Below are 22,442 nucleotides of genomic sequence, written 5' to 3' on the forward strand. Positions count from 1 at the left end.
GTGCGGTCGATTGCAAAGGGCCACGCAGCAACTATTCTCGGCCATCACGGTACGAGGCGTGGCGCAGGAGATGCGGATGTCCAAGTCCAACAAAGGCGCGGCGATGAGCCGGCTTCACCAGGTCGCCCGGCTGGCGCGCACCTCGCTGGCCGCACGGCTTCTGGCGCATGGCTTCTATGCCGGCCAGGACCAGATCATGCTGTCGCTGCACGACGATGACGGCCAGACTCCCGGCCAGCTCGCATCGCGGCTCGGCGTGCGTCCCCCGACCATCACCAAGACCATCAACCGGTTGCAGGCCCAGGGGTTCCTGGAAAAGCGTGCGTCCGAAACCGATGCCCGCCAGGCCCACATCTTCCTCACCGAAACCGGCCGCGACGCCATCCGCGCCGTCGAGAAGTCGGTCAAGAAGACCGAAAAGCAGGCGCTCAAGGGCTTTGACAAGAAGGACGTCAAGCAGCTTTCCAAGCTTCTGCTGCGCATCGAGGCCAATCTGTCGGACCTGACCCTGATCGATGACGAGGCAGCCGCCGATGTCGAGGGCGCGGCCGAGGTCGAGCCCGAAGTGGAAGCCGAAGCGGCGGAGTAGCCGCACCGGCAAAGGCGTTCCCTCCCGTATCAGGGATGGAAAATGTCTTGGTTCACCTATTTAGCCTTGCCGGGCAGCCGCGATAGGCGCAATAGCCAACAATCCATCGTCATTTGCCCGGCCTGCCAGCGTGTCTCCTCAAAAACCAGCAGAAATCGCAACGCCCTCGTCGGCGATCCTGCTGATATTTGCTTCGGGCCTGGTGTTTTCCTTCCTCGACACCAGCGCCAAGCATCTGGTGACGTCGGGCATGGCCGCGCCCTTCGTCACCTGGGTGCGTTTTGCCGTACATGCGGTGATCGTGCTGGTGCTGTTCAAGGCCTGGGAACGGCCGGAGCGATTGGTGCCCCAGAGCCTGTGGCTGCAGATCCTGCGCGCCGTCTTCATGTTCGGCTCGACGATCTTCAATTTCCTCGCGCTGCAGACGCTTCAGCTTGCCGAAACCGTGTCGATCAACTTCGCCAGCCCGATGGTCATCACCGCACTTGCCGGGCCGTTACTTGGCGAATGGGCCGGCTGGCGGCGCTGGCTCGCGGTCTTCGTCGGCTTTATCGGCGTGCTCGTCATCACCCGGCCGGGCTTCGGCGGCTTCGACATGGGGCACATCTTTTCGCTGTGCGCCATGCTGAGCTCGTCGCTCTACACCATCATGACGCGCCAGATGGGCAGGCGGGAGACGGCAGAGAGCCTGATTCTCTATTCGGCAGTCGTTCCGGCAATCTTCATGCTGCCCGCCGTTCCGCTCGCCGGTTCGTTGCCGCTCCACCTCTATGACTGGCTGGTGTTGTTCGGGCTCGGCGTCTTCGGTGGTTTCGGCCACTGGCTGCTGATCAAGGCCTACCAGCGCGCCTCGGCCACCGCACTCGCGCCTTACCCCTATCTGCAGATGGTCTGGATGATCATCCTGGGCTGGCTGGTATTCGACCAGTTGCCCGATCGCTGGACGCTTGCCGGTGCTGCGATCATCGTAGCGAGTGGGCTCTACATCATCCATCGCGAGCACACGCTGAGGGTCCGGAACCGCGCCGCACCAAGTGCCGAAACCGAAGAGCTGGCAAAAAAGCTTTGATTTGCCGTTGAACAATGGCATACGGCTTTAAACGGTTTAAAAGACCGTCCGTTCACGCTTGCGGATGGAGGGCCCGCTGGCTCAGAAGATCAAGCTTTCGACGATTGCCGACGCGCTCGGCGTTTCGACCGCGACCGTGTCGCTCGCCTTGCGCGACAGCCCGCTTGTCGCCGACGTCACCCGTGACCGCATCAAGCAGCATGCCCGCGAGATCGGCTACATCTACAATCGCCGCGCCGCCAGCCTGCGCACCTCGCGTTCCGGCATCGTCGGTGTCGTCGTCCACGACATCATGAACCCGTTCTACGCCGAGATCCTGCGCTCCATCGAGAGTGAGCTCGACCGCAGCCGGCAGACCTTCATCCTCTCCAACCACTATGACGACCTGGAGAAGCAGCGCACCTTCGTCGACACGCTGCTGCAACTCGGCGCCGACGGGGTGATCATGTCACCTGCCATTGGAACGCCGGCGGAAGACATCGTCATGGCCGAGGAGAACGGACTTCCCGCGGTGCTGATTGCGCGGTCGGTCGAGGGCGCCGAGGTCCCGGTGTTTCGCGGCGACGACGCCTATGGCACGGCCCTTGCCACCAACCACCTGATCTCGCTCGGGCATAAGCGCATCGCCATGATCGGCGGCACCGACCAGACGTCGACCGGCCGCCACCGTTACCAGGGTTATCTCAACGCCATGGAGGCGGCGGGGCTCGAAGTGTTGCCGACCTGGCGCATCGCCGGCCCGCGCACCAAGCAAGGCGGCTTCGAGGCGGCGGGGCAGTTCCTTGCACTGAAGGACAAGCCGACCGCCGCCTGCTGCTGGAACGACCTCGTCGCCATCGGTCTGATGAACGGCATCGCCCGTGCCGGCCTCGTGCCAGGTATCGACGTGTCCGTTACCGGCTATGACGATCTCGAGGAAGCGCAGATCGCGACGCCGGCGCTGACTACGGTGTGGAACGGCCAGCGTGAGGTTGGCCGCCGCGCCGCCAGCGCTTTGCTTGACAAGCTCAACGGCCAGTCGGTGCGCCCGTCCCAGGAACTGATCAAGCCCGAGCTGCATGTCAGGCAGTCGACCGGAAAGCCCAAAGAACGCACATGATCGTGTCGAATTCCGAAGCGCCGGCGATCCTGATCCCCGGCCTGTTGCACCCGCGCGTCGCCGAGCGGCTCAAATCGGCATTTCCGCTCGTCCACTTAGCGGAAGGCGATCCTGCGTTGCTGACTGCGGAGATGAAGTCAAAGGTGCGCGGCCTTGCCTCGGCCGGCCGCGTCGACGCGGTTTTCATCGACGCACTTCCCAATCTCGAGATCATCGCCAGTTTCGGTGTTGGTTATGATGCCGTCGACGCGCGCCATGCCGGCATGCGTGGCATCATGGTCACCAACACGCCCGATGTTCTGACCGAGGAGGTCGCCGATACCGCTATCGGCCTGCTCATCAACACGGTGCGCGAGCTGCCACGGGCCGAGGCATGGCTGCGCGACGGGCGCTGGAGCAGCGAGGGCGGCTATCGGTTGACACCGGGAACGCTGCGCGGCCGCCGCATCGGCATCTTCGGCATGGGCCGCATCGGCCTGGCCATCGCGCGCCGGCTCGAAGCCTTCGGGCTGCCGATCGCCTATCACAATCGTCGCCCTGTCGATGGCGTCGCCTACGCCTACTATCCGACGCTGAAGGAACTGGCAGCCGCCGTCGACACGTTGGTGTCGGTGGCTCCGGCCACGCCGCAGACGGAAAAAATTGTCAGTGCGGAGATTCTCGTAGCCCTCGGTGCCAACGGCGTCTTCGTCAATGTCGGTCGCGGCGCCACCGTCGATGAAGCAGCCCTGATCGAGGCCCTGTCAAAAGGCACCATCCTGGCGGCCGGCCTCGACGTCTTCACTGACGAGCCGAATGTGCCGCAGGCGCTGATCGACCTGCCCAACGCATCGCTGCTTCCGCACGTTGCCTCCGCCACCGTCCACACCCGGCAAGCGATGGCCGATCTTGCCGCCGACAACATCTTTTCGTGGTTTTCCCAAGAGCGCCGGGCGTTGACGCCGGTCCCCGAGACCGCCGAAGTGACGGCCAGGATCTAGCTGAGCCGATCTGGCTGGGGTGGTGCTGCCCGGAGCTTACTCCGCTGCCGTCCGTGCCGCCTGCCTTGCGACAGCATGGGCCCGCACGGCATCTCCGAAGGCCTTGAAGATACGCTGCGAGACGTCGTCCGACTTGACCCAGTATTCGGGGTGCCATTGCACGCCGACGGCGAAGGCGCGAGAGTCGCGGACCGACACAGCTTCGACAGTACCGTCGGGTGCCACCGCCTCGACCTGGAGCTTCGAACCGAGCCGTTCGACCGCCTGGCGGTGGACCGAATTGACCAGGATGTCGCCTGGGCCGAACACGCCGGCAAGGCAGCTGCCTGGCTTGATGGTCGCCACCTGATGGATGGCGAAGCGTTCGTCCTGGTTGTCGCTGACGGGTGCGCGGTGATCGGCGATGCCTTCGCGCTCCTGGATTTCGGTGGCGAGCGAGCCGCCAAGCGCGACGTTCAATTCCTGGATGCCGCGGCAGATGGCGAGCAGCGGCACGCCGCGCTCGATCGCCTTGCGGATCAGCGGCATGGTCGTGGCATCGCGGGCGAAGTCGTAGGGGCCGTTGGCCTCGGTCGCTTCCTCGCCATACAGGCGCGGATCGACGTTGGACTTCGAGCCGGTCAGCATCACCCCGTCGACGGATGACAACAGCTCGTCGAGGTCTAGGCGGTCGCCGAAATTGGGCACCAGTACCGGCAGCACACCGGCGCCGGAGATTGCCGCCTCGAGATATTGCTGGGGTGCTGCATGCCAGGTGTAGTTCTCGAACTGCTTGACATCTGACGACACGGCAACAAGCGGCTGGTGCATGATCGGGTTCGCATCCTTGTGGAAAGCAGGCTGTTTCCTTGCCTACAAAATAGGCGATCCCGAGGCGCTTTTCCAACACAAGTTTGCATATCTCGTATGTGCCAGACGAGTGGGATTAGACTATAGTTTTAGATGCTTGGGCTGCCGCAGCGTTTTGCCCGGTCAAACCTTCCCCGCCCTCTCGGGCGCGCTTTACTCATCCCCTTCGCCGTGTATTGTCGCGGTCGGCGTTAGTGGTGGGAGGCCAGATATTTCCCCAGCGTCGTATGTCTTTCGGTCCACTATGGGAGGATTTTGATGGATCGCCGTTCATTTATCAGGAAGGCCGGAACCACCGGCGTAGGTGCGGCCGCCGCCGCAGCGACGCTTGCGGCACCGGCAATTGCCCAGTCCAATCCCAAGATCACATGGCGGCTCGCGTCGTCCTTCCCGAAGTCGCTCGACACCATCTATGGTGGTGCTGAAGTCCTGTCGAAGCACCTGTCGGAAGCCACTGACGGCAACTTCACCATCCAGGTGTTTGCAGCCGGCGAAATCGTGCCTGGCCTGCAGGCAGCAGACGCAACGACCGCCGGTACAGTCGAAGCCTGTCACACGGTGGCATATTATTACTGGGGCAAGGACCCCACGTGGGCGCTCGGTGCGGCCGTTCCGTTCGCGCTCAATGCACGCGGCATGAACGCCTGGCACTACCATGGCGGTGGTATCGACCTGTTCAACGAATTCCTGGCGACCCAGGGTCTCTACGGTCTGCCCGGCGGCAACACCGGCGTGCAGATGGGTGGCTGGTTCCGCAAGGAGATCAACACGGTCGCCGATCTGCAGGGCCTGAAGATGCGCATCGGCGGTTTCGCCGGCAAGGTCGTCGAGCGGCTCGGCGTCGTACCGCAGCAGATCGCCGGCGGCGACATCTACCCGGCGCTGGAAAAGGGCACCATCGACGCTGCCGAATGGGTCGGCCCTTATGACGACGAGAAGCTCGGCTTCCAGAAGGTCGCGCCCTACTACTATTATCCCGGCTGGTGGGAAGGTGGCCCGACGGTCCACTTCATGTTCAACAAGGCCAAGGTCGAGGAGCTGCCGGCAGCCTACAAGGCGCTGCTGCGCACGGCGGCCCAGGCGGCCGACGCCAACATGCTGCAGAAGTACGACTTCCTCAATCCGACGGCGGTCAAGAGCCTTGTTGCCAACGGCGCGCAGTTGCGTCCGTTCAGCCCGGAAATCCTCTCGGCCTGTTTCGACAAGGCCAACGAGGTCTATGCCGAGATGGAAGCCAGCAATCCCGGCTTCAAGAAGATCTGGGATTCGATCAAGGGCTTCCGCAAGGAGCACTACCTCTGGGCCCAGATCGCCGAATACAACTACGACACCTTCATGATGATCCAGCAGCGAAACGGCAAGCTCTAAGCTTCCGCACTGCACCGTGTCAGAGGCCCGGGGCGCACATGCGTCCCGGGCCTCTTCGTTTGCTCAGGAGGAGGCGACCTCGACGAAAACGCCGCCGGGGGCATTGCAATAGAAGGTCGTCGACCCGCCGCGCGTCAGCTCCTGCACCTCGCCCGTGTCGAAACCGGCCTCGGCCAACTCGGCCTGTTTCGCGCGGACCCTCCGAGGGCTATCGACGAAGAAGCCGACATGGAAACCGGAGGGGTAGGGACCGTCATCCCTGGACGGTTTCATCAGGTTGAGCACGAAGCCATCGGTGCCGCGCAAGACGGCAAATGCTTCCTGGCCGCGCATGTCGAGCTGTTTGAAGCCGAAGTGGGAGACGAAGAAGCCCGACAGGGCGGCGACGTCGGTGGTGGTCAGATTGGCGTGATTCATGTTCGTTTTCCTGTCCTTGATGGGTTGCGGACAGGATTTGACTTATCGAGACCGGAAAGACCGTGCGCTGACGTTCAGCGTGTTGCCACAAACCCGCCGGCCGCGCGGCAAGTGCCGTCGCAGTCCGGCCGTGGGACTCCCGCATAACGGTGGACAGGCTTCCAAGGGGGAAGTGACCGGACTTACTGAACCGGTCAGGGACCGCAACTCGTGTCGGGGTAAATGAGAAGGGCGCCACTTGGGCGCCCTTCTGGTTTGTGGCTTAGTTGAAGCTCGGAGGCTTTGTCAGGTCGTTGGCAGGTGCTGCAGGTGCTGGGCCGGGGGCAGGTGCCGTGCCGGGAGCCGGTGCGCCAAGCGGCGGCAGGCCGAGGCCACCACCCAGTCCGGGCATGTCGGGCATCTTGATCTCGATGGTGGTTGGATCGACCGGCGTGCCCTTGTAGTGCATCACCATCTGCGGGAAGGCGATCGTCAGCCCGATCATGATGATCTGGATGCAGACGAAGGGAACGGCACCCCAGTAGATCTGTCCCGTTGTCACCGGCTCGATGTTCTTGCCGGTGATGCGGTCGAGATAGGGCACACGGGCCGCGACCGAACGCAGGTAAAACAGCGCGAAGCCGAACGGCGGGTGCATGAAGCTGGTCTGCATGTTGACACCCAGGAGCACGCCGAACCAGATCAGGTCGATGCCGAGCTTGTCGGCGGCCGGCGCCAAAAGCGGCACGATGATGAAGGCCAGCTCGAAGAAGTCGAGGAAGAAGGCCAGCAGGAAGACCAGGATGTTGACGGCGATCAGGAAGCCGACCTCACCGCCGGGCAGCGACACCAGCAGGTGCTCGACCCAGAGATGGCCGTTGACGCCGTAGAAGGTCAACGAAAACACCCGCGCACCGATCAGGATGAACAGCACGAAGGACGACAGCCTCGTCGTCGAGGCCAGCGCCTGGCGAATGACGTCAAGCGAAAGCCGTCCCTTGATCGCGGCCATGATCAGGGCGCCCACCGCGCCCATCGCTCCGCCTTCGGTCGGCGTGGCGATGCCGAGGAAGATAGTGCCGAGCACGAGGAAGATCAGCGCGAGCGGCGGGATCAGCACGATGATGACCTGCTGTGCCAGTCGCGACATCATGTTGAACTTGAGGCCGCGGTCGAGGATTGCAGCGATGTAGATGACGACGACGCCGACGCAGGCGCCGAGGATATCGGCGTTGGCGCCGTGGGTCGGCGACAGGTAGACATGCGCGGCATAGGCGATCACCGCTGCCAGCAGCAATGCCGCAAACAGCGAGGTCACGCCATGGCCGAGCGTGCGCGCCTCGAGCGGCAGCGCCGGCATCGATTTCGGCCGGAAGATCGACATCAGGAAGATGTAGCCCATGTACAGACCGGTCAGCACCAGTCCGGGGATCAGCGCGCCCTTGTACATGTCGCCAACCGAGCGGCCGAGTTGGTCGGCGAGCACGATGAGCACGAGCGAAGGCGGTATGATCTGGGCGAGGGTGCCGGATGCAGCGATGACACCCGAAGCAAGCCGCCGGTCGTAGCCGTAGCGCAGCATGATCGGCAGCGAGATCAGGCCCATGGCGATGACCGAGGCGGCAACCACGCCCGTGGTCGCCGCGAGCAGCGCACCGACGAAGATCACGGCATAGGCGAGGCCGCCGCGGATCGGGCCGAACAACTGGCCGATGGTGTCGAGCAGGTCTTCGGCCATGCCGGAGCGTTCGAGCACGATGCCCATGAAGGTGAAGAACGGGATCGCCAGCAGCGTCTCGTTCGACATCACCCCCCAGAAACGTTCGGGCAACGCATAGAGCAAAGGCCAGGACAGGTTGATCGAGCCGTTGGAGTAGGGTGCCAACTCGACGCCGATGAAGAAGAACAGCAGGCCGTTGGCGGCGAGCGAAAATGCGACGGGATAGCCGAGCAGCATGAAGACGATGAGCGAGAAGAACATGATCGGTGCCATGTTCTGGGCGATGAACTCGATCATGGGCGGACCTCGTCGGCCAGCGCCTTGCCTTCAAGTTCGGCTTGCTCGTGGGCCGAGATGAAGGGCGTGGGGTCGTCCATGTCGCCGCGCATGATGGCGATCTTCTTGATGATCTCGGAGACGCCCTGGCAGCCGAGCTGCACGAAACCGCACAGCAGCAACGCCTTGGCCGGCCACAGGATCAGGCCGCCGGAGCTGGACGACATTTCGCCCGAGCGGAACGACAGGCCGACATAAGGGACGAAGTAAAAGATCATCAGGATGACGAAGGGCATCAAAAACAGCAGGTGCCCGAGCAGGTCGATCCAATGCTGCACCCGGCGCGAGAACATGCCGTAGACGATGTCGATGCGGATATGCTCGTTCTGCTTCAGCGTGTAGGCGGCCGCCAGCATGAAGGCAGCACCGAACAGGTACCACTGCAGCTCCAGCCAGGCGTTGGACGACATGTTGAACGTCTTGCGGATGATGGCGTTTCCGGCACTCACCAGGATGGCAACCAGGATTGCCCAGGATACCGTCTTGCCGATTGCCTCGTTGATGCGGTCAATGAACCTGGATAGAGCGAGAAGCCCTGCCATGCATTCCTCCCTATGTAGTGGGGCAGCTGGTGTTCCCCGACGTTCTTTTTCCAGCATTCCCCGATGTTCATGGGTATGCCGGTCAAGGGTGTCGCGTCAACACGACAGCCTTACGGCGTCAATTGCTGCGAAGGTCGCAATTCTGGGGAAAAAGCTGCTGTGACGCTGCGGCATACAACCAAAGTCGCACCCGCAAAGCGGGTCTTTCAGACCCGGCTTGGCGCGTCGCTGCGGTCGCCGGTCAACACCAGCATCGCTGCGAGCAGGCCGTACATCCAGGCGTCGCGCCATTCGATCGGGAAGTAGCCGGCCCAGAGCGACTCGGCGATGCCGAAGGCGGCGGCACCGAGAGCTGCCCTTCCAGGCGCGTAGTAGCCGCCGACCGCGGTGATAAACAGAATCTTCAGGCCATAGACCACGCCGGCGCCGAAGCCGAGATTGCCGTAATAAAGCGCCGCCAGTACACCCGCCAGGGCGGCGCACAGGCCGCCGAACAGCAAGGCACGGTGAAACACCTTTGCCGTGTCGATGCCGCAGAGTCTTGCAGCGCACGGATCGTCGGCGACGGCCTTCCAGTTCCGCCCGAAATTCGAGCGCGACAGCTTTGCCGTTCCCCACATGATGACGGCGACTGCCATTGCCGTGTTGATCAGCTGGATCACAGTCAGCGTCGCGACGAAGTTGACACCCGAAGCGAAGACCACCGGCGTCGCCAGCATCGGTGGCAGCCAGTAGTCGTGCGTGTCGGCGGCAATGCGGCTCAGTTCCATCAAAACGATCATCACGCCGAGTGTGGCGGCGACGATCGCGTTGGGCGAGCGGTTGGCCAACGGGGCGAAGACGGTCTTGGACAGGACTCGGCTCAGAAGCGCCGCATAAGCGAGCGCCACGGCGACGCCGAAAGCGATCGTTGCCGGCAGCGTCAGCCACAGTGCCTGATAGCCATAGACGGCAGCCAGGATCATCGTCTGACCTGAGAAGGCGAAGATGCCGCCATAGGCGAGATTGGTGCGCTGAAGCAGGCCGTTACCCAACGCATAGCCAAAGGCCAGCAGGCCGTAGATTGCAGCCGAATGCACGCCATTGAGAAGCTGTTGGAGGAAATAGAGCATGCGTTGTCCGGCGGCGCTGCACTGTCGTGCCATCCACAAGACTGCGCCGACCATACTAACTTGTCAAATCGCGTTTACCAGTTAGATTGAGGCATGGCAGTTTCCTGGACCCGGCATCGTTTCTCCGGCGGCATGCTCGCCCTCGACACCACCAACACGGTGGTGTTGCGGGGCGATGCAGGGCGCAGCTTCGACCGTTTCGACGACCCGGCAGAGATTGCCCGTTTCGCTGCGGCCGCCAGCGGTTTTCGCGCCGACGAGCTCAGGGGCAGGGTGCTTGCCGCACCTGACCCGAAGGCGATTGCAGGCAGGGTGCTTGCCATTCGCGAAGCCACCGACCGCCTGATGCGCCGCAGCGTTGTCGAGGGCGTGCTGGCAACCGTCGACATGCCCCATTTTCTCAACGCCTGCGCCGACGGGCTCACCGCTTCGCGCGAAAGGCTGAGCGCTGAGGCACCCTTCGGTGTCGAGTCGGAGCCGCTGGCCTTCGAGGCAGCACTCGCCGTGTCGGCGCTGTCGCTTTTATCGGCCGGCATCATGTCCCGGCTGCGCATTTGTCCGAACTGCAACTGGCTGTTCGTCGATCGCAGCCGCAACGGCAGCCGGCTGTGGTGCGACATGGCCGTCTGCGGCAACCGCCAGAAGGCGCGGCGCCATTACAGCAGGCGGAAGGAAGAGGTGGTGAATGGTTGACCGTAGATTTTTGCGCGCCACCTTTGCCTTTTTGACGGCTGCATTGCTGGTATTTGCCGGCTGTCGCGAAAGCGGGCGCGAGGGTGAGTATTTCGAACTGTCAGGCCGGCTGTTCGTCTTCAACTATCGGGTGGCGACCGTACAGTATCTTGTCACCCTGAGACCGCTGAAGCCGATCGGCGAGGGCGAATTCGCGGTCGCCACTTTCGAGAACCCTGCCGGGGGCGAGGCGATCATGGTACGCCAGAAGATATGGCCGCTCAACGACAAGGTGACGATCAACAGCCCGCCGCTCGAATGCGTGGTCAAGGACAAGCCCTACAAGGTGTCGATCCGCATCGAGAATGCACAGGGCGCGCTGATGCAGGCGCTGGAGACGACGATGGCCTCGTCTCAGGATCAGTCGGTGCTTCCCGACAAGCCGCTCGTCGTCGGCCCGTTCTACGATCCAAATCCCGAGCTGAAGGGCCATCCGGATGGGCATCTCCCCGGAGGTCGCGGCGTGACCTGTCCGCCCGCCGCCTGAGCTTCTCTCCGACGGCAATTTTCATGCGCAGGGAAGTCTTTCGCTTGCGGTTTCGTGCGCAGCAGACGGCCATACGAGCTTTCGATTGTTCTTTTCCCCAAACAAAGAAATTCGTTTGACGCGACAGTCGCGCCCGGAAAAGCTATCGCTAGGCTACCCAAGGTCAGCTGCCCGAATCGAGGGTGGTTGGGGCACAGGAAATGCTGATGACGCTTCACGACGTCGCTCTCGACGACAAGTTCGATCTGGGCAAGGAGCGGATTTTCCTCTCCGGCGCCCAGGCCGTCATCCGCATGCTGCTGATGCAGCGCGAGCGTGATCGGCTCGCTGGCCTTGATACCGCAGGTTTCGTTTCGGGCTATCGCGGCTCGCCGCTCGGCGGTCTCGACCTGCAGCTGTGGAAGGCCAAGAAGCAGCTGGCACAGTCCAATATCGTCTTCCAGCCCGGCCTCAACGAGGAACTCGCTGCCACCGCCTGCTGGGGCTCGCAACAGGCGGAGCTTCTCGGCGAAGGCAAGCATGACGGCGTCTTTTCAGTCTGGTACGGCAAGGGTCCGGGCGTCGACCGCTCGGGCGACGTCTTCCGCCATGCCAATCTCGCCGGCTCCTCGAAGAAGGGCGGTGTGCTAGCGCTGATGGGCGATGACCATACCGCCGAATCCTCAACCAACGCGCATGCCACCGAGTTCCTGTTCGTCGACACGATGATCCCGATCCTCAATCCGGGCGGGGTGCAGGAGTTGATCGACTACGGTCTCTACGGCTTTGCCCTGTCGCGCTTCGCCGGCACCTGGGCGGCGATCAAATGCGTCAAGGACAACATCGAGTCCACGGCGTCCGTCGATGCCTCGCTCGGCCGGCTCAACATCGTCACCCCTGAGTTCGACATGCCGCCAGGCGGGCTCAGCATCCGCCATGAGCTCGACCAGCTCGGCCAGGAGGCGCGGCTGCACGAATACAAGCGCGCCGCTGCGTCCGCCTTCATCCGCGCCAACAACATCAACCGCATCATCTATTCAGGCGGCCGCAAGCCGAAGATCGGCATCATTACCGTCGGCAAGAGTTTCCTCGACGTGCGCCAGGCGCTCGATGATCTCGGCATCGACGAGAGCCGCGCCAACCAGCTCGGCATCCGCCTGTTCAAGGTCGGCTGCCCGTGGCCGCTCGACATCGAGCACATCAGGGATTTTGCCCGCGACCTCGAGATGATCGTCGTCGTCGAGGAAAAGCGCTCGCTGCTCGAGGTACAGGTGCGCGAGGAGCTTTACGGCACCGCAATGCAGCCGAAGGTCGTCGGCAAGAAGGACGAACGCGGTGACTGGCTGTTTCCGGCCAAGGGCGCGCTCGACCCCAACGACATCGCCATCGCCATCGGCGAGCGCGTGCTCAAGGTCATCGGCCCGTCGGAAGAGATCGCCGCCCGGGTCAGCCGCTTGCGCCAGTACCAGGCGATGCTGGCCGACACAAAGGACGTGGCCTCGCGCACGCCGTTTTTCTGCTCCGGCTGCCCGCACAATTCCTCAACCAAGGTGCCTGAGGGCTCGATCGCCGGCGCCGGCATCGGCTGCCACTTCATGTCGTTGTGGATGGACCGCAGCACGCTCGGCTTCACCGCCATGGGCGGAGAGGGCGCGCAATGGGTCGGCCAGGCGCCGTTCACCAAGCGCGATCATATCTTCCAGAATCTCGGCGATGGTACCTACAATCACTCCGGCACGCTGGCGCTCCGCTTCGCGCTCGCCTCGGATGCCAACATCACCTACAAGATCCTCTACAACGACGCGGTTGCGATGACCGGCGGCCAGCCGCATGAAGGAAGTCTGACCGTCGACATGATCGCCCGCCAGGTTCGTGCCGAGGGCGTCGAGCGTATCGCCGTCGTCACCGACGAGCCGGACAAATATGGCGGCCGTTCGCAGTTTCCTGCCGGCGCCACCTTTCACCACCGCGACGATCTCGACCTCGTCCAGCGTGAGCTGCGCGACATCAAGGGCGTCACCGTCCTGCTCTACGACCAGACCTGCGCTGCCGAGAAGCGCCGCCGCCGCAAGCGTGGCACCTTCCCCGATCCTGACAAGCGCGTGTTCATCAATGAACTGGTCTGCGAAGGCTGTGGCGACTGCGGCGTCAAGTCGAACTGCGTCTCGATCCAGCCTGTCGAAACCGAGTTCGGTCGCAAACGCAAGATCGACCAGTCGAGCTGCAACAAGGATTTTTCCTGCATTAACGGCTTCTGCCCGTCCTTCGTCACCGTGCATGGTGCCAGGATCCGCAAGGCGGAAGGCATTGCCGGCACCAGCGACGCTTTGCAGGGTGTGCCCGAGCCCAAGCCGTTTGCGCTTGACCGCGATGGCTGGGCGGCGATCATCGACGGCGTCGGCGGCACCGGTGTCGTCACCGTCGGCGCGGTGCTTGGCATGGCCGCCCACCTTGAGGGCAAGGGCTGCGGCATGATCGACATGGCAGGCCTCGCCCAGAAGGGCGGCTCGGTGTTCACCCATGTCCGCATCGCCCGCTCGCCTGACGATATCAATGCCATTCGCGTTTCGGCCGGCAAAGCCGACCTGATCCTCGGCTGCGACCTCGTCGTGTCCGGCGCCAAGAAGGTGCTGGCGGCGGTTCGCGAAAATCATACAATCTTCGTGGCCAATACCGCCGAGATCATGCCCGGCGAGTTTACGCGCTCGGCCGATTTCTCGCTGCCGACGGAGCGGTTGAAGAAGACCATCCGCGAGGCGGCAGGCGAGACCAACACGCATTTCTTCGACGCCACCCGCACAGCATCCGCCCTGTTCGGCAGTTCGCTCGGCGCCAACATGTTCATGCTCGGCTTTGCATTCCAGCATGGCGGCTTGCCGCTGTCGACTGAAGCGGTCGAAAAGGCGATCGCGCTCAATGGTGAAGCCGTTGCGATGAACGTCGCTGCCTTCCGCTGGGGTCGTCGCGCGGCCCACGAGCCGGAATTCGTCCGCTCCATGATCGACCGGACCAGCCGTGGCGACGAGCCTGCGGTCGCACAGACACTCGACGAGATGATCGCGCGGCGCGCCGAATTCCTGAAAGCCTACCAGAACGCTGCCTATGCCGGGCGCTACATCGACCGCATTGCCTCGCTTCGCGCCGCTGAGCAGACGGCAAAACCCGGTTCGACCATCGTCGCCGAGGCGGCTGCACGTTCGCTGTTCAAGCTGATGGCGATCAAGGACGAGTATGAGGTCGCCCGGCTCTACACCGACGGCTCGTTCCAGCGCGAGTTGGCAAAGCAGTTCCAGGGTTACGACAAGCTCGAATTCCATCTCGCGCCGCCGATCCTCGGTCGCAAGGGCGCCGATGGCGTTGCGCGAAAGTCGAGTTTCGGTCCGTGGATGATGAAGAGCTTCAAGCTGCTTGCGGCGATGAAGGGTTTGCGGGGCGGTGCTCTCGACGTCTTCGGCTACACCGCCGAGCGGCGCATGGAGCGCGCATTGCTCGGCCGCTACGAGGCCGACCTCGAGCTGATCCGCGGATCACTGTCGAGCGACAATCTTGACGCTGCGGCAGCTCTGGCATCGGTGCCGCAATTGATCCGCGGCTATGGTCACGTCAAGCATGCGAGCGTCAAAAAGGCATCGGAGGAACGGGAGCGGCTGGTCAAAAGGTTGAATTCTACGCCGGCAACTCCCACCCTGCAGGCTGCCGAGTAGGCGATACGACTTGTTTACCTGAACCTAAATTAGAAGTTGTGGCGCGCGATTGAGTAGCGTTTCAAGCACATAAGTGCGCGCTTTCTAAGCCTTTCTTAAGGTGGATGTGGCAGTCCTTGGCCTCCCAGGCAGGCCTCGGATGCGCAGAAGAAACAACGAGATACCGGTCGACGTCTACATCCCCTTCGTGGAAACGCTTTTCCGCGATGGCGCGACGCTGGCTGTTGGTATGGTTGCGCAGACTCTGCTGATTGGCGTCGTGTGGTGGAAAACCGCTCACCCGCTCTATCTCGTCGTTGCGCTGTTCATGGTGCTGGTCGCCACGTTGCGCATGCGAAACTTCCGCAAATACAACAGCTTGCCGGCTGCCACGACGTGGGAGGAAGCGCACAAGCGCGAAAACGACTACATCCTGTATGGCACTTTGCATGGCCTGGCGCTGGGCTCGTTCTGCCTCGCCGGCATCTATTTCGCGCATGATCCTTTTGCCGAAATCGCCTCCGTCTGCGTGACATTGGCATCGGCCACCTCGATTGCCGGCCGCAACTACGGCTCGCCGCGCATGGTGATGATCTTCACAGTCACCATGACCTGGGCGATCTCACTCGGCTTCCTGCTGCGCGGTGATTTCTACCACGTCTTCCTGGGGCTGCTTTCGGCGCCGTTCCTCTATGCGATCCGCAAGTTCGCCGACACGGTGCGCGACGTTCTGTTCACCGCCGTGTCGGAAGAGAAGAAATCCAACCGCCTTGCCCAGCGCTTCAATCGCGCACTCAACACCATGTCGCACGGCCTGGTCATGCTCGGGCCCGACGGCCGGGTGGCGGTCGCCAATGCCGAAGCTGCGCATCTGATGTCGGTGAAGTCGCCTGAGGCGCTGCTCGGCCGTTCGATCCACGGCCTGCTGATGCGTGGCGTCGCCGGTGGCCAGCTTGCGCTCAAGGACTGCCGCTACATCGAGGCGCAACTGACCCGCGCGCTGCGCGAGGGCAGGGACCGCAAGGTGCTTGTCTCGCTCGCCAACGGCCAGTGCCTGGAGTTCTCCGCACGCGAAGGCAGCCAGGAACTCGGCGTCATCACCTTCGAGGACGTGACGGCCCGTGTCGCGGCCGAAGAGAAGATCCGTTTCATGGCCCGTTATGACGGCCTCACCGGGCTGCCCAACCGCGCCTACTTCCATGAGGTCGCGGCTGAGTGCGTTCTCTCCGGCGACCGCGAGCGGCTGTGCGCGCTTGCCGTGCTCGACCTCGACGACTTCAAGAGTGTCAACGACACGCTTGGCCATCCCGTCGGCGACGGGCTCATCTATGCGGTTGCGGAACGCTTGGCGGCGTTCGCCTCCGACACCGTCAAGGTCAGCCGCTTTGGCGGCGACGAGTTCATGATCTATTTCGACAAGGTCGACGACGAGAGCCATCTCAAGCTGATGCTCGACCGGATCTTCGCCGAGATGCAGGGCGAGGTCGATGTCGCCGGCCATGTGTTGCGCATTCAGGCCAGCGGTGGCGCGGTACTCGGCAGGGCGCGCGAATCCGACGTCGACGCGATGATCGTCAAGGCTGACCTTGCGCTCTACAAGGCCAAGGAATCCGGCAAGAACAGCTGGCAGCTGTTCGAGGCGGTGATGGATGCCGCATTCCGCAATCGCCAGCTGATGAAAGCCGACCTGCGCAATGCCGTGGAAGCGCGTGCCTTGCGCGTCGTCTACCAGCCGATCGTTTCGATGAGCACGATGCGCATCGCCAGTTGCGAGGCGCTGTGCCGCTGGGATCACCCCGAGCTTGGTCCGGTTTCCCCCGCGACCTTCATTCCGCTTGCTGAAGAGATGGGCATCATCTCCGACATCAGCACCTTCGTGTTGCAGGCGGCTTGCGCCGAATGCGCCAAATGGCCTGCGCCGATCGGCGTGTCGGTCAACCTGTCCGCCAAGGATTTCCGCGACCGCGATGTGGTCGAGAAGGTGCGGGAGGCGCTTATGGCTTCGGGCCTGGCGCCGCACCGCCTCGAAATCGAGGTCACGGAGACAGCGCTGCTCGACGACAAGTCGTCGACGCGCAGCTATATCGAGGAACTCAAGGCGCTCGGCGTGCGCATAGCGCTCGACGATTTCGGCACCGGCTACTCCAGCTTGAGCTACCTGCACAAGCTGCCGCTCGACAAGGTCAAGATCGACCGCAGTTTCCTGGCCGATGTCGCCCAGAACCCACGTTCGCTGAAGCTGCTGAAGGGCATTGTCGACCTGTCGCGCCCGCTCGGCCTGTCGGTCACCGTCGAAGGCGTCGAGACCTTCGAGCAACTCAAGATCCTCGCCGTCGAGGTTCATCCCGATCTCGTACAGGGCTTCCTGTTTGGCTCGGCGCTGTCGTCGTCCGGTATCGAGACCATGTCCAACACTGTCTGGCCCTTCGCCAAGGACATTGGTCTCGCACGCATTTCAGCCCGTCGTTGAAGTAAGCAGGAGGGCAGCTCGCCCAAACGCCAAAAGCGCTTCATTATCCGTCGATTGTTAACCTTAACGGAAGGTAAATAGAGACAGTTTGAATTTCATCTTTACATAACCTCGTCCTCCGCTACCCTTCGACTGGGCGGAAGTACGGGGAATACCATGACGATCCATCAAGCGACGTCCGGCGGTGACGCCGACGTCAAGAGTGGCAGTGTGTCCGGTGGCGGCTCGAGTTTTGCGAGCCATGTTTCAAGTCTGCTCGAGCGGGCCGAATACCGGCGCTGCGACAAGGGCGAGGACCTCGAAGACATCTACCGCCTCCGCTACAAGTCATACCGGCTGAGCGACATGGTCTCGGAAAACCCCGACCATATCATCCATGACGATCTCGATGATGCCGAGAACTGCTACAAATTCGGCATCTACATCGATGGCCACCTCGTCAGCACCCTGCGCATCCATCATGCCTGCCGCGAAACGCCAGCATCCCCGTCGACGACTGTCTATGGCGACATCCTGCGTCCCCAGCTGGCAGCCGGCGCCAATTTCGTCGACCCCAGCCGCTTCGCGGCCGATCCGGACTGGTCGCGCGTCTATCCGCAGATACCCTATCTCACCTTGCGCCTGGCCGGCATGGCCTGCTTCTATTTCGACGCGCCATACTGCCTGTCGACCATTCGTCCCGAGCATGCTGGCTTCTACCGCCGCATCTACAAATCGGAGCAGATCGGCGAGTTGCGCGACTATCCCGGCCTCAACTATCGGGTCGTGCTCTACCGCGCCGACGTCAACAGCATCCGCGAGCGCTCGTTCCAGCGGTTCCCGTTTTTCAAGTCGACGCCGATGGAACAGCGGCTGATGTTCGGCCGGCAGCCGATGGGCGAGCTAGCGCCATTGACCATCCTGCCGACGGCAAAATATTTTCGCGAAGCCGCCTGAGCTTGGCGTAAGGTCGGCGGCGCTGTAGTCCGGACTCTGCGGGAACAATGACGACGCCTGTGATCAAGCACCTTTTACGGGCGGCACTGCTGCTCGGGCTGACCCTGCCCGCGCCCGTGCGGGCCGCGGAAGACACGCTCGCAATCGCCAACATGACCTTCCGCACCGGCCCGTTCGCCGAAGCCGGCACGCCGCTGATGGACGGACAGCGCGACTACATGCTGATGCTCAACGAGCGCGACGGCGGCATCAACGGCATCAAGCTGAACTACGACGAGTGCGAGACCGGCTTCAGCGTCGACAAGGCCGCCGAGTGCTACGACAAGGCCAAGGGGTCGAGCCTGGTCATCCAGCCCTGGTCGCCCGCCATCACGCTCGAACTGCTACCGAAGGCCAGCGCCGACAAGGTGCCGCTGCTCGCGCCTGGATACGGCTTCTCGGCGATATCAGACGGCAAGCGTTTTCCCTGGGCCTTCAATCCACCGGTCAGCTACTGGGACGGCGCCTCGATGATGCTCAAGGGCATATCGGGCGACGACCTGGACAGTCTGCGCGGCAAGAAGATCGTGCTACTGCATCTCGACGGTGCTTATGGCGAGGAGCCGATCGCGCTGCTCCAGGCCTATGCCGACAGTTTTGACTTCACGCTGCTGCCCGTGCCGGTGGCGGCCAAGGAGATGCAGAGCCAGTCGGCGCAATGGGCGAAGATCAAGGCCGAGCGTCCCGATTTCGTGCTGTTGTGGGGCTGGGGCGCGATGAATGCCGGCGCCTTGGCCGAGGCGGAAAAATCCGGCTTTGCGATGGATAGGCTGGTTGGCATCTGGTGGTCGGCCAACGACGATGACCTCAAGCTGGCGGGCGAAGCCGCGAAGGGCTATCGCGCCCTGTCGTGGAACCTGCCCGTACCGGATGCCGAGGCGATCAAGGACATTCGCAAATACGTCATCGACGCGGGCAAGTCGCAGACGCCGGTCGAAGCGCTCGACAAGCACTACTACCAGCGCGGCGTGCTTGTCTCGATGTTGTCGGCCGAGGCGATCAAGGCAGCCCAGGAGCATTTCGACAAAAGGCTGATCAGCAGCGAACAGATGCGCTGGGGGCTGGAGAACCTCAAGATCGACGACGCCAGGCTGGCGGCCCTTGGTATGACCGGCATGGTCGGCCCGTTCGCCACCTCCTGCGCCAGCCATTCCGGAAATGGCAGCGCCTGGCTGGTGCAGTGGGACGGCAGCCGCTTCGTCAAGGCATCACAGGCGCTGACCGCCGACCGTGAGATGATCGCGCCGCTGGTCGATCAGGAGGCCGGCAAGTTCGCGACTGCACACGCGCCATGGCCGCTCAACGACGCCTGCAAGGAGTAGCTTTCTTCCAGGGCGCGGTGATCGGCGTTCGCCATGGCTGCGTCCCAAGTCCGATTGGGTGACGTGTCCCCGGTCCGCCACTATCCCGACGGCCGAAGCCACGCGTCGTGCAATCGGAAAGCCCACGGCTCCGGGCCAAACGGCCCCGAATTGAGGCCAAACCGGCCTTTCGCCAGGCGTCCGGCATGCCCTTGAGCAACGGGCCGGTCGCCATTTCGCAGCCATCGCCATCCCGGCACTGCGATATCAGTCATCGCTTTGACCACAAACGGCTTGCGTTTGATCAAATGAGCAGTTATTTCCCCGTTGGGGATTGATAATCTTGTCGCAGCCAAAGGGGCAATCTTTCCATTGCCCTGCAGCGCGCATTTAGGTATGTGCCCTTGAACTCGTTTTCCGGAGGGGACTCTCATGGCTGATAACACGCCGACCGGCCCGATCGAACTTGGCGCCCAGATGGACTATGCCGAGCACGAGAAAACCTATTCGATGTTCATTATGCTGTCCAAATACGGCACCCTGGTCTGCGTCGCGCTGATGATTTCCATGGCCTTCGGCTTCTTCACGCCGGCCGGGTTCTTTTCCAGCGTCGTGCTGTTCCTGATCATCTGCGGCGTCGGCGGCTACCTGCTGCGCGACGTGCCTACCCACATTCGCTGATTGATTTCCTGGCAGTCGCCGGGGTTCCCGCGCCGGTTCGTGTCACGGCCAATTTCCGGTCGAGGCTGAACGGGCGATCTTCATACGAAGAACGTGGACCGAACGCGGCTGCACGCAATAACCTTGCCGGCGAAGCGCCCGGCAAGGCATGGTCCTGATAAGTTTTTGGTACGGGTGCGTCGGCGGTCTCTTCGTCACTACCCATTAGATTTCGTTGGTAAGGCGCCGACGCGTCTGTGTGCGTCCGGCACTTTACGTTTGGTAAGGTTCCAGCCGAAAGGACGTCACGGTGGGCCAGACGATATTCATACCCAGAGAGCTTGATGAGATTGAGAGCCGTGTGGGGGCTTCACCGGATACGGTGAAACGCCTTGTGGGTCTTGGTTTTGCGGTTGTTGTGGAGACGGGTGCCGGCACCTTGTCGCGCATTCCCGATGCCGATTATGCGGCGGTGGGGGCTGTCATCGGCAAAGCCGGCGATGCCTCGAAAGCCGATGTCGTGCTGAAGGTGCGCCGTCCCTCGGAGGCCGAGGTCAAGGGCTACAAGCCAGGGGCTGCGGTGCTTGCCACCATGGATCCTTATGGCAACGAGGCCGGTGTGGCGGCGATGGCCAAGGCCGGGGTGACGGCGTTTGCCATGGAGTTCATGCCGCGCATCACCCGAGCCCAGGTGATGGACGTTCTGTCGTCGCAGGCAAATCTCGCCGGCTATCAGGCGGTCATCGACGGTGCTTCGGAATATGACCGGGCGCTGCCGATGATGATGACGGCAGCCGGTACTGTTCCTGCGGCCAAGGTGTTCATCATGGGCGTCGGCGTTGCCGGCCTGCAGGCGATCGCCACCGCACGCCGCATGGGCGCGATCGTCACCGCCACCGACGTGCGTCCGGCGGTCAAGGAACAGGTCGCCTCGCTCGGCGCAAAGTTCCTCGCCGTCGAGGACGAGGAGTTCAAGGCAGCGGAGACCGCCGGCGGCTACGCCAAGGAGATGTCCAAGGAGTATCAGGCCAAGCAGGCGGCGCTGACCGCCGAGCACATCGCCAAGCAGGACATCGTCATCACCACCGCCCTGATCCCGGGCCGTCCGGCGCCGAAGCTGGTGTCGGCGGCTATGGTCGCCTCGATGAAGCCGGGTTCGGTGCTTGTCGACCTCGCTGTCGAGCGCGGCGGCAATGTCGAGGGTGCGCAAGCCGGCAAGGTGGTGACGACCGCCAATGGCGTGAAGATCGTCGGCCATCTCAACGTGCCGGGCCGGGTCGCTGCGTCCGCCTCGCTGCTTTACGCCAAGAACCTGTTCGCCTTCCTCGAGACCATGGTCGACAAGGCAGCAAAGCAGATCGTCATCAATCGCGACGACGAGCTGGTCAAGGCCACCATGCTGACCGACGGCGGCAAGATCGTTCACCCCAACTTCGCCAATGCGGCGGCTGCAGCTGCAGTGGAAAAGCCAAAGCCGATCGTTGCGGGCCAGAACCGTGGCGACGACCCGGCGACCGATAGCGCAGCACCTGCCAAGGCTGAGCCGAAGAAGCCGGCCGCCGCCAACGCGGACAAACCGGCCGCCAAGAAACCAGCCGCCAAGAAATCGGTCGAGAAGAAACCGGTCGAGAAGGCCGCGGCCAAGAAGTCGTCCAAGCAGGGAGACGCATGATGGAAGGTCTTCAGAAAGCCCTCGACCAGCTCGACCAGGCGGTCGCCGCCGTCCGGCTCGGTGTCCAGGATCTCGCCACATCAGAAGGTGCGGCGGAAGCCGCCGGCAATGCGGCACATGCCGTCACTGGCGGTGCGGTCGACCCGTTCGTGTTCCGCTTCGCCATCTTCGTTTTGGCGATCTTCGTCGGCTACTACGTCGTCTGGTCGGTGACGCCTGCGCTGCACACGCCTTTGATGGCCGTGACCAACGCGATCTCCTCGGTCATCGTCGTCGGTGCGCTGCTGGCCGTCGGCATCGCCGCCTCCGGCCTTGCCACCGGCTTCGGCTTCGTCGCCCTGGTGCTGGCCTCGGTCAACATCTTCGGCGGCTTCCTCGTCACCCAGCGCATGCTGGCGATGTACAAGAAGAAGGACAAGTGAC

Annotated in this window: 19 protein-coding genes; 14 read left to right on the forward strand and 5 right to left on the reverse strand. The window is 62.9% G+C overall.

The features are described from left to right. The first annotated feature begins 76 nt into the window (after nt 1-76). The 4 genes from DY201_RS08545 (at nt 77) to DY201_RS08560 (ending at nt 3,737) form a co-directional block, all read left to right on the forward strand. On the forward strand, nt 77-589 hold the full coding sequence (locus tag DY201_RS08545) for a MarR family winged helix-turn-helix transcriptional regulator (RefSeq protein ID WP_115730824.1): 513 nt from the start codon (nt 77-79) through the stop codon (nt 587-589). 130 nt (nt 590-719) lie between these two features. Next, entirely contained in the window at nt 720-1,658 is a 939-nt protein-coding gene (locus DY201_RS08550; protein ID WP_115730825.1) for a DMT family transporter, read from the forward strand. Nucleotides 1,659-1,722: 64 nt separating this feature from the next. Beyond that, the gene (locus DY201_RS08555) at nt 1,723-2,757 is read left to right on the forward strand and encodes a LacI family DNA-binding transcriptional regulator (RefSeq protein ID WP_115730826.1); all 1,035 of its coding nucleotides are present in this window, start codon (nt 1,723-1,725) and stop codon (nt 2,755-2,757) included. Further along, nucleotides 2,754-3,737, forward strand: coding sequence for a 2-hydroxyacid dehydrogenase (locus DY201_RS08560; protein ID WP_115730827.1), 984 nt, complete (start codon nt 2,754-2,756; stop codon nt 3,735-3,737). Before DY201_RS08555 ends, DY201_RS08560 begins: the two co-directional genes overlap by 4 nt. A 36-nt stretch (nt 3,738-3,773) precedes the next feature. Here DY201_RS08560 and DY201_RS08565 read toward each other — a convergent pair whose 3' ends face one another. Further along, nucleotides 3,774-4,547, reverse strand: coding sequence for a gamma-glutamyl-gamma-aminobutyrate hydrolase family protein (locus DY201_RS08565; RefSeq protein ID WP_115730828.1), 774 nt, complete (start codon nt 4,545-4,547; stop codon nt 3,774-3,776). A 297-nt stretch (nt 4,548-4,844) separates the two neighbouring features. Between DY201_RS08565 and DY201_RS08570 the strand changes: the two genes are divergently transcribed. Further along, nucleotides 4,845-5,954 (forward strand): TRAP transporter substrate-binding protein, encoded by a 1,110-nt coding sequence (locus DY201_RS08570; RefSeq protein WP_115730829.1) that lies wholly within the window; start codon nt 4,845-4,847, stop codon nt 5,952-5,954. Nucleotides 5,955-6,017: 63 nt separating this feature from the next. Here the strand turns inward: DY201_RS08570 and DY201_RS08575 are convergent, their stop codons facing one another. The 4 genes from DY201_RS08575 to DY201_RS08590 all read right to left on the reverse strand — a co-directional run bounded on the left by DY201_RS08575 (nt 6,018) and on the right by DY201_RS08590 (nt 10,060). Beyond that, nucleotides 6,018-6,371 carry a VOC family protein gene (locus DY201_RS08575; protein ID WP_115730830.1) on the reverse strand — a complete coding sequence of 118 codons (354 nt, stop codon included), beginning with the start codon at nt 6,369-6,371 and terminating at the stop codon, nt 6,018-6,020. Between the two features lie 262 nt (nt 6,372-6,633). Further along, nucleotides 6,634-8,367 carry a TRAP transporter large permease gene (locus DY201_RS08580; RefSeq protein ID WP_165915818.1) on the reverse strand — a complete coding sequence of 578 codons (1,734 nt, stop codon included), beginning with the start codon at nt 8,365-8,367 and terminating at the stop codon, nt 6,634-6,636. Next, complete coding sequence (locus DY201_RS08585) at nt 8,364-8,948, reverse strand: TRAP transporter small permease subunit (RefSeq protein WP_115730831.1); 585 nt, start codon at nt 8,946-8,948, stop codon at nt 8,364-8,366. Before DY201_RS08585 ends, DY201_RS08580 begins: the two co-directional genes overlap by 4 nt. Nucleotides 8,949-9,154: 206 nt before the next feature. Beyond that, nucleotides 9,155-10,060 carry a branched-chain amino acid ABC transporter permease gene (locus DY201_RS08590; protein WP_115730832.1) on the reverse strand — a complete coding sequence of 302 codons (906 nt, stop codon included), beginning with the start codon at nt 10,058-10,060 and terminating at the stop codon, nt 9,155-9,157. A 93-nt stretch (nt 10,061-10,153) separates the two neighbouring features. Here DY201_RS08590 and DY201_RS08595 point away from each other — a divergent pair, with 93 nt between their 5' ends. From DY201_RS08595 to DY201_RS08635, 9 genes are all read left to right on the forward strand, one after another. After that, nucleotides 10,154-10,753 (forward strand): CGNR zinc finger domain-containing protein, encoded by a 600-nt coding sequence (locus tag DY201_RS08595; protein WP_115730833.1) that lies wholly within the window; start codon nt 10,154-10,156, stop codon nt 10,751-10,753. Then, nucleotides 10,746-11,279 carry a hypothetical protein gene (locus tag DY201_RS08600; RefSeq protein ID WP_245431932.1) on the forward strand — a complete coding sequence of 178 codons (534 nt, stop codon included), beginning with the start codon at nt 10,746-10,748 and terminating at the stop codon, nt 11,277-11,279. The genes DY201_RS08595 and DY201_RS08600 overlap by 8 nt, the downstream gene beginning before the upstream one ends. A 206-nt stretch (nt 11,280-11,485) precedes the next feature. Further along, nucleotides 11,486-14,962, forward strand: coding sequence for an indolepyruvate ferredoxin oxidoreductase family protein (locus DY201_RS08605; RefSeq protein ID WP_115730834.1), 3,477 nt, complete (start codon nt 11,486-11,488; stop codon nt 14,960-14,962). Between the two features lie 139 nt (nt 14,963-15,101). After that, nucleotides 15,102-17,411, forward strand: a complete 2,310-nt coding sequence (locus tag DY201_RS08610) for a putative bifunctional diguanylate cyclase/phosphodiesterase (RefSeq protein WP_115730835.1) — start codon at nt 15,102-15,104, stop codon at nt 17,409-17,411. Nucleotides 17,412-17,567: 156 nt separating this feature from the next. After that, a complete protein-coding gene (locus DY201_RS08615) occupies nt 17,568-18,347 on the forward strand; it encodes an N-acyl amino acid synthase FeeM domain-containing protein (protein ID WP_165915819.1) in 780 nt (259 codons plus the stop codon). 47 nt (nt 18,348-18,394) lie between these two features. Further along, on the forward strand, nt 18,395-19,708 hold the full coding sequence (locus DY201_RS08620; protein WP_115730836.1) for an ABC transporter substrate-binding protein: 1,314 nt from the start codon (nt 18,395-18,397) through the stop codon (nt 19,706-19,708). 411 nt (nt 19,709-20,119) lie between these two features. Further along, entirely contained in the window at nt 20,120-20,368 is a 249-nt protein-coding gene (locus DY201_RS08625) for an aa3-type cytochrome c oxidase subunit IV (protein WP_115730837.1), read from the forward strand. Nucleotides 20,369-20,657: 289 nt separating this feature from the next. Beyond that, nucleotides 20,658-22,019 (forward strand): Re/Si-specific NAD(P)(+) transhydrogenase subunit alpha, encoded by a 1,362-nt coding sequence (locus tag DY201_RS08630; protein WP_115730838.1) that lies wholly within the window; start codon nt 20,658-20,660, stop codon nt 22,017-22,019. Then, the gene (locus DY201_RS08635; RefSeq protein ID WP_115730839.1) at nt 22,016-22,441 is read left to right on the forward strand and encodes a proton-translocating transhydrogenase family protein; all 426 of its coding nucleotides are present in this window, start codon (nt 22,016-22,018) and stop codon (nt 22,439-22,441) included. The genes DY201_RS08630 and DY201_RS08635 overlap by 4 nt, the downstream gene beginning before the upstream one ends. Nucleotide 22,442: the final 1 nt, after the last annotated feature.

Source organism: Aminobacter aminovorans (assembly GCF_900445235.1).
In the GTDB taxonomy this organism is placed as follows: domain Bacteria; phylum Pseudomonadota; class Alphaproteobacteria; order Rhizobiales; family Rhizobiaceae; genus Aminobacter; species Aminobacter aminovorans.

Coding starts and splice junctions, on each gene's coding strand:
- DY201_RS08615 (WP_165915819.1), top strand. CDS start 17,568: ATGACGATCCATCAAGCGACGTCCGGCGGTGACGCCGACGTCAAGAGT.
- DY201_RS08600 (WP_245431932.1), top strand. CDS start 10,746: ATGGTTGACCGTAGATTTTTGCGCGCCACCTTTGCCTTTTTGACGGCT.
- DY201_RS08560 (WP_115730827.1), top strand. CDS start 2,754: ATGATCGTGTCGAATTCCGAAGCGCCGGCGATCCTGATCCCCGGCCTG.
- DY201_RS08625 (WP_115730837.1), top strand. CDS start 20,120: ATGGCTGATAACACGCCGACCGGCCCGATCGAACTTGGCGCCCAGATG.
- DY201_RS08575 (WP_115730830.1), bottom strand. CDS start 6,371: ATGAATCACGCCAATCTGACCACCACCGACGTCGCCGCCCTGTCGGGC.
- DY201_RS08595 (WP_115730833.1), top strand. CDS start 10,154: ATGGCAGTTTCCTGGACCCGGCATCGTTTCTCCGGCGGCATGCTCGCC.
- DY201_RS08580 (WP_165915818.1), bottom strand. CDS start 8,367: ATGATCGAGTTCATCGCCCAGAACATGGCACCGATCATGTTCTTCTCG.
- DY201_RS08565 (WP_115730828.1), bottom strand. CDS start 4,547: ATGCACCAGCCGCTTGTTGCCGTGTCGTCAGATGTCAAGCAGTTCGAG.
- DY201_RS08610 (WP_115730835.1), top strand. CDS start 15,102: ATGCGCAGAAGAAACAACGAGATACCGGTCGACGTCTACATCCCCTTC.
- DY201_RS08555 (WP_115730826.1), top strand. CDS start 1,723: ATGGAGGGCCCGCTGGCTCAGAAGATCAAGCTTTCGACGATTGCCGAC.
- DY201_RS08605 (WP_115730834.1), top strand. CDS start 11,486: ATGACGCTTCACGACGTCGCTCTCGACGACAAGTTCGATCTGGGCAAG.
- DY201_RS08570 (WP_115730829.1), top strand. CDS start 4,845: ATGGATCGCCGTTCATTTATCAGGAAGGCCGGAACCACCGGCGTAGGT.
- DY201_RS08545 (WP_115730824.1), top strand. CDS start 77: ATGTCCAAGTCCAACAAAGGCGCGGCGATGAGCCGGCTTCACCAGGTC.
- DY201_RS08635 (WP_115730839.1), top strand. CDS start 22,016: ATGATGGAAGGTCTTCAGAAAGCCCTCGACCAGCTCGACCAGGCGGTC.
- DY201_RS08590 (WP_115730832.1), bottom strand. CDS start 10,060: ATGCTCTATTTCCTCCAACAGCTTCTCAATGGCGTGCATTCGGCTGCA.
- DY201_RS08620 (WP_115730836.1), top strand. CDS start 18,395: ATGACGACGCCTGTGATCAAGCACCTTTTACGGGCGGCACTGCTGCTC.
- DY201_RS08585 (WP_115730831.1), bottom strand. CDS start 8,948: ATGGCAGGGCTTCTCGCTCTATCCAGGTTCATTGACCGCATCAACGAG.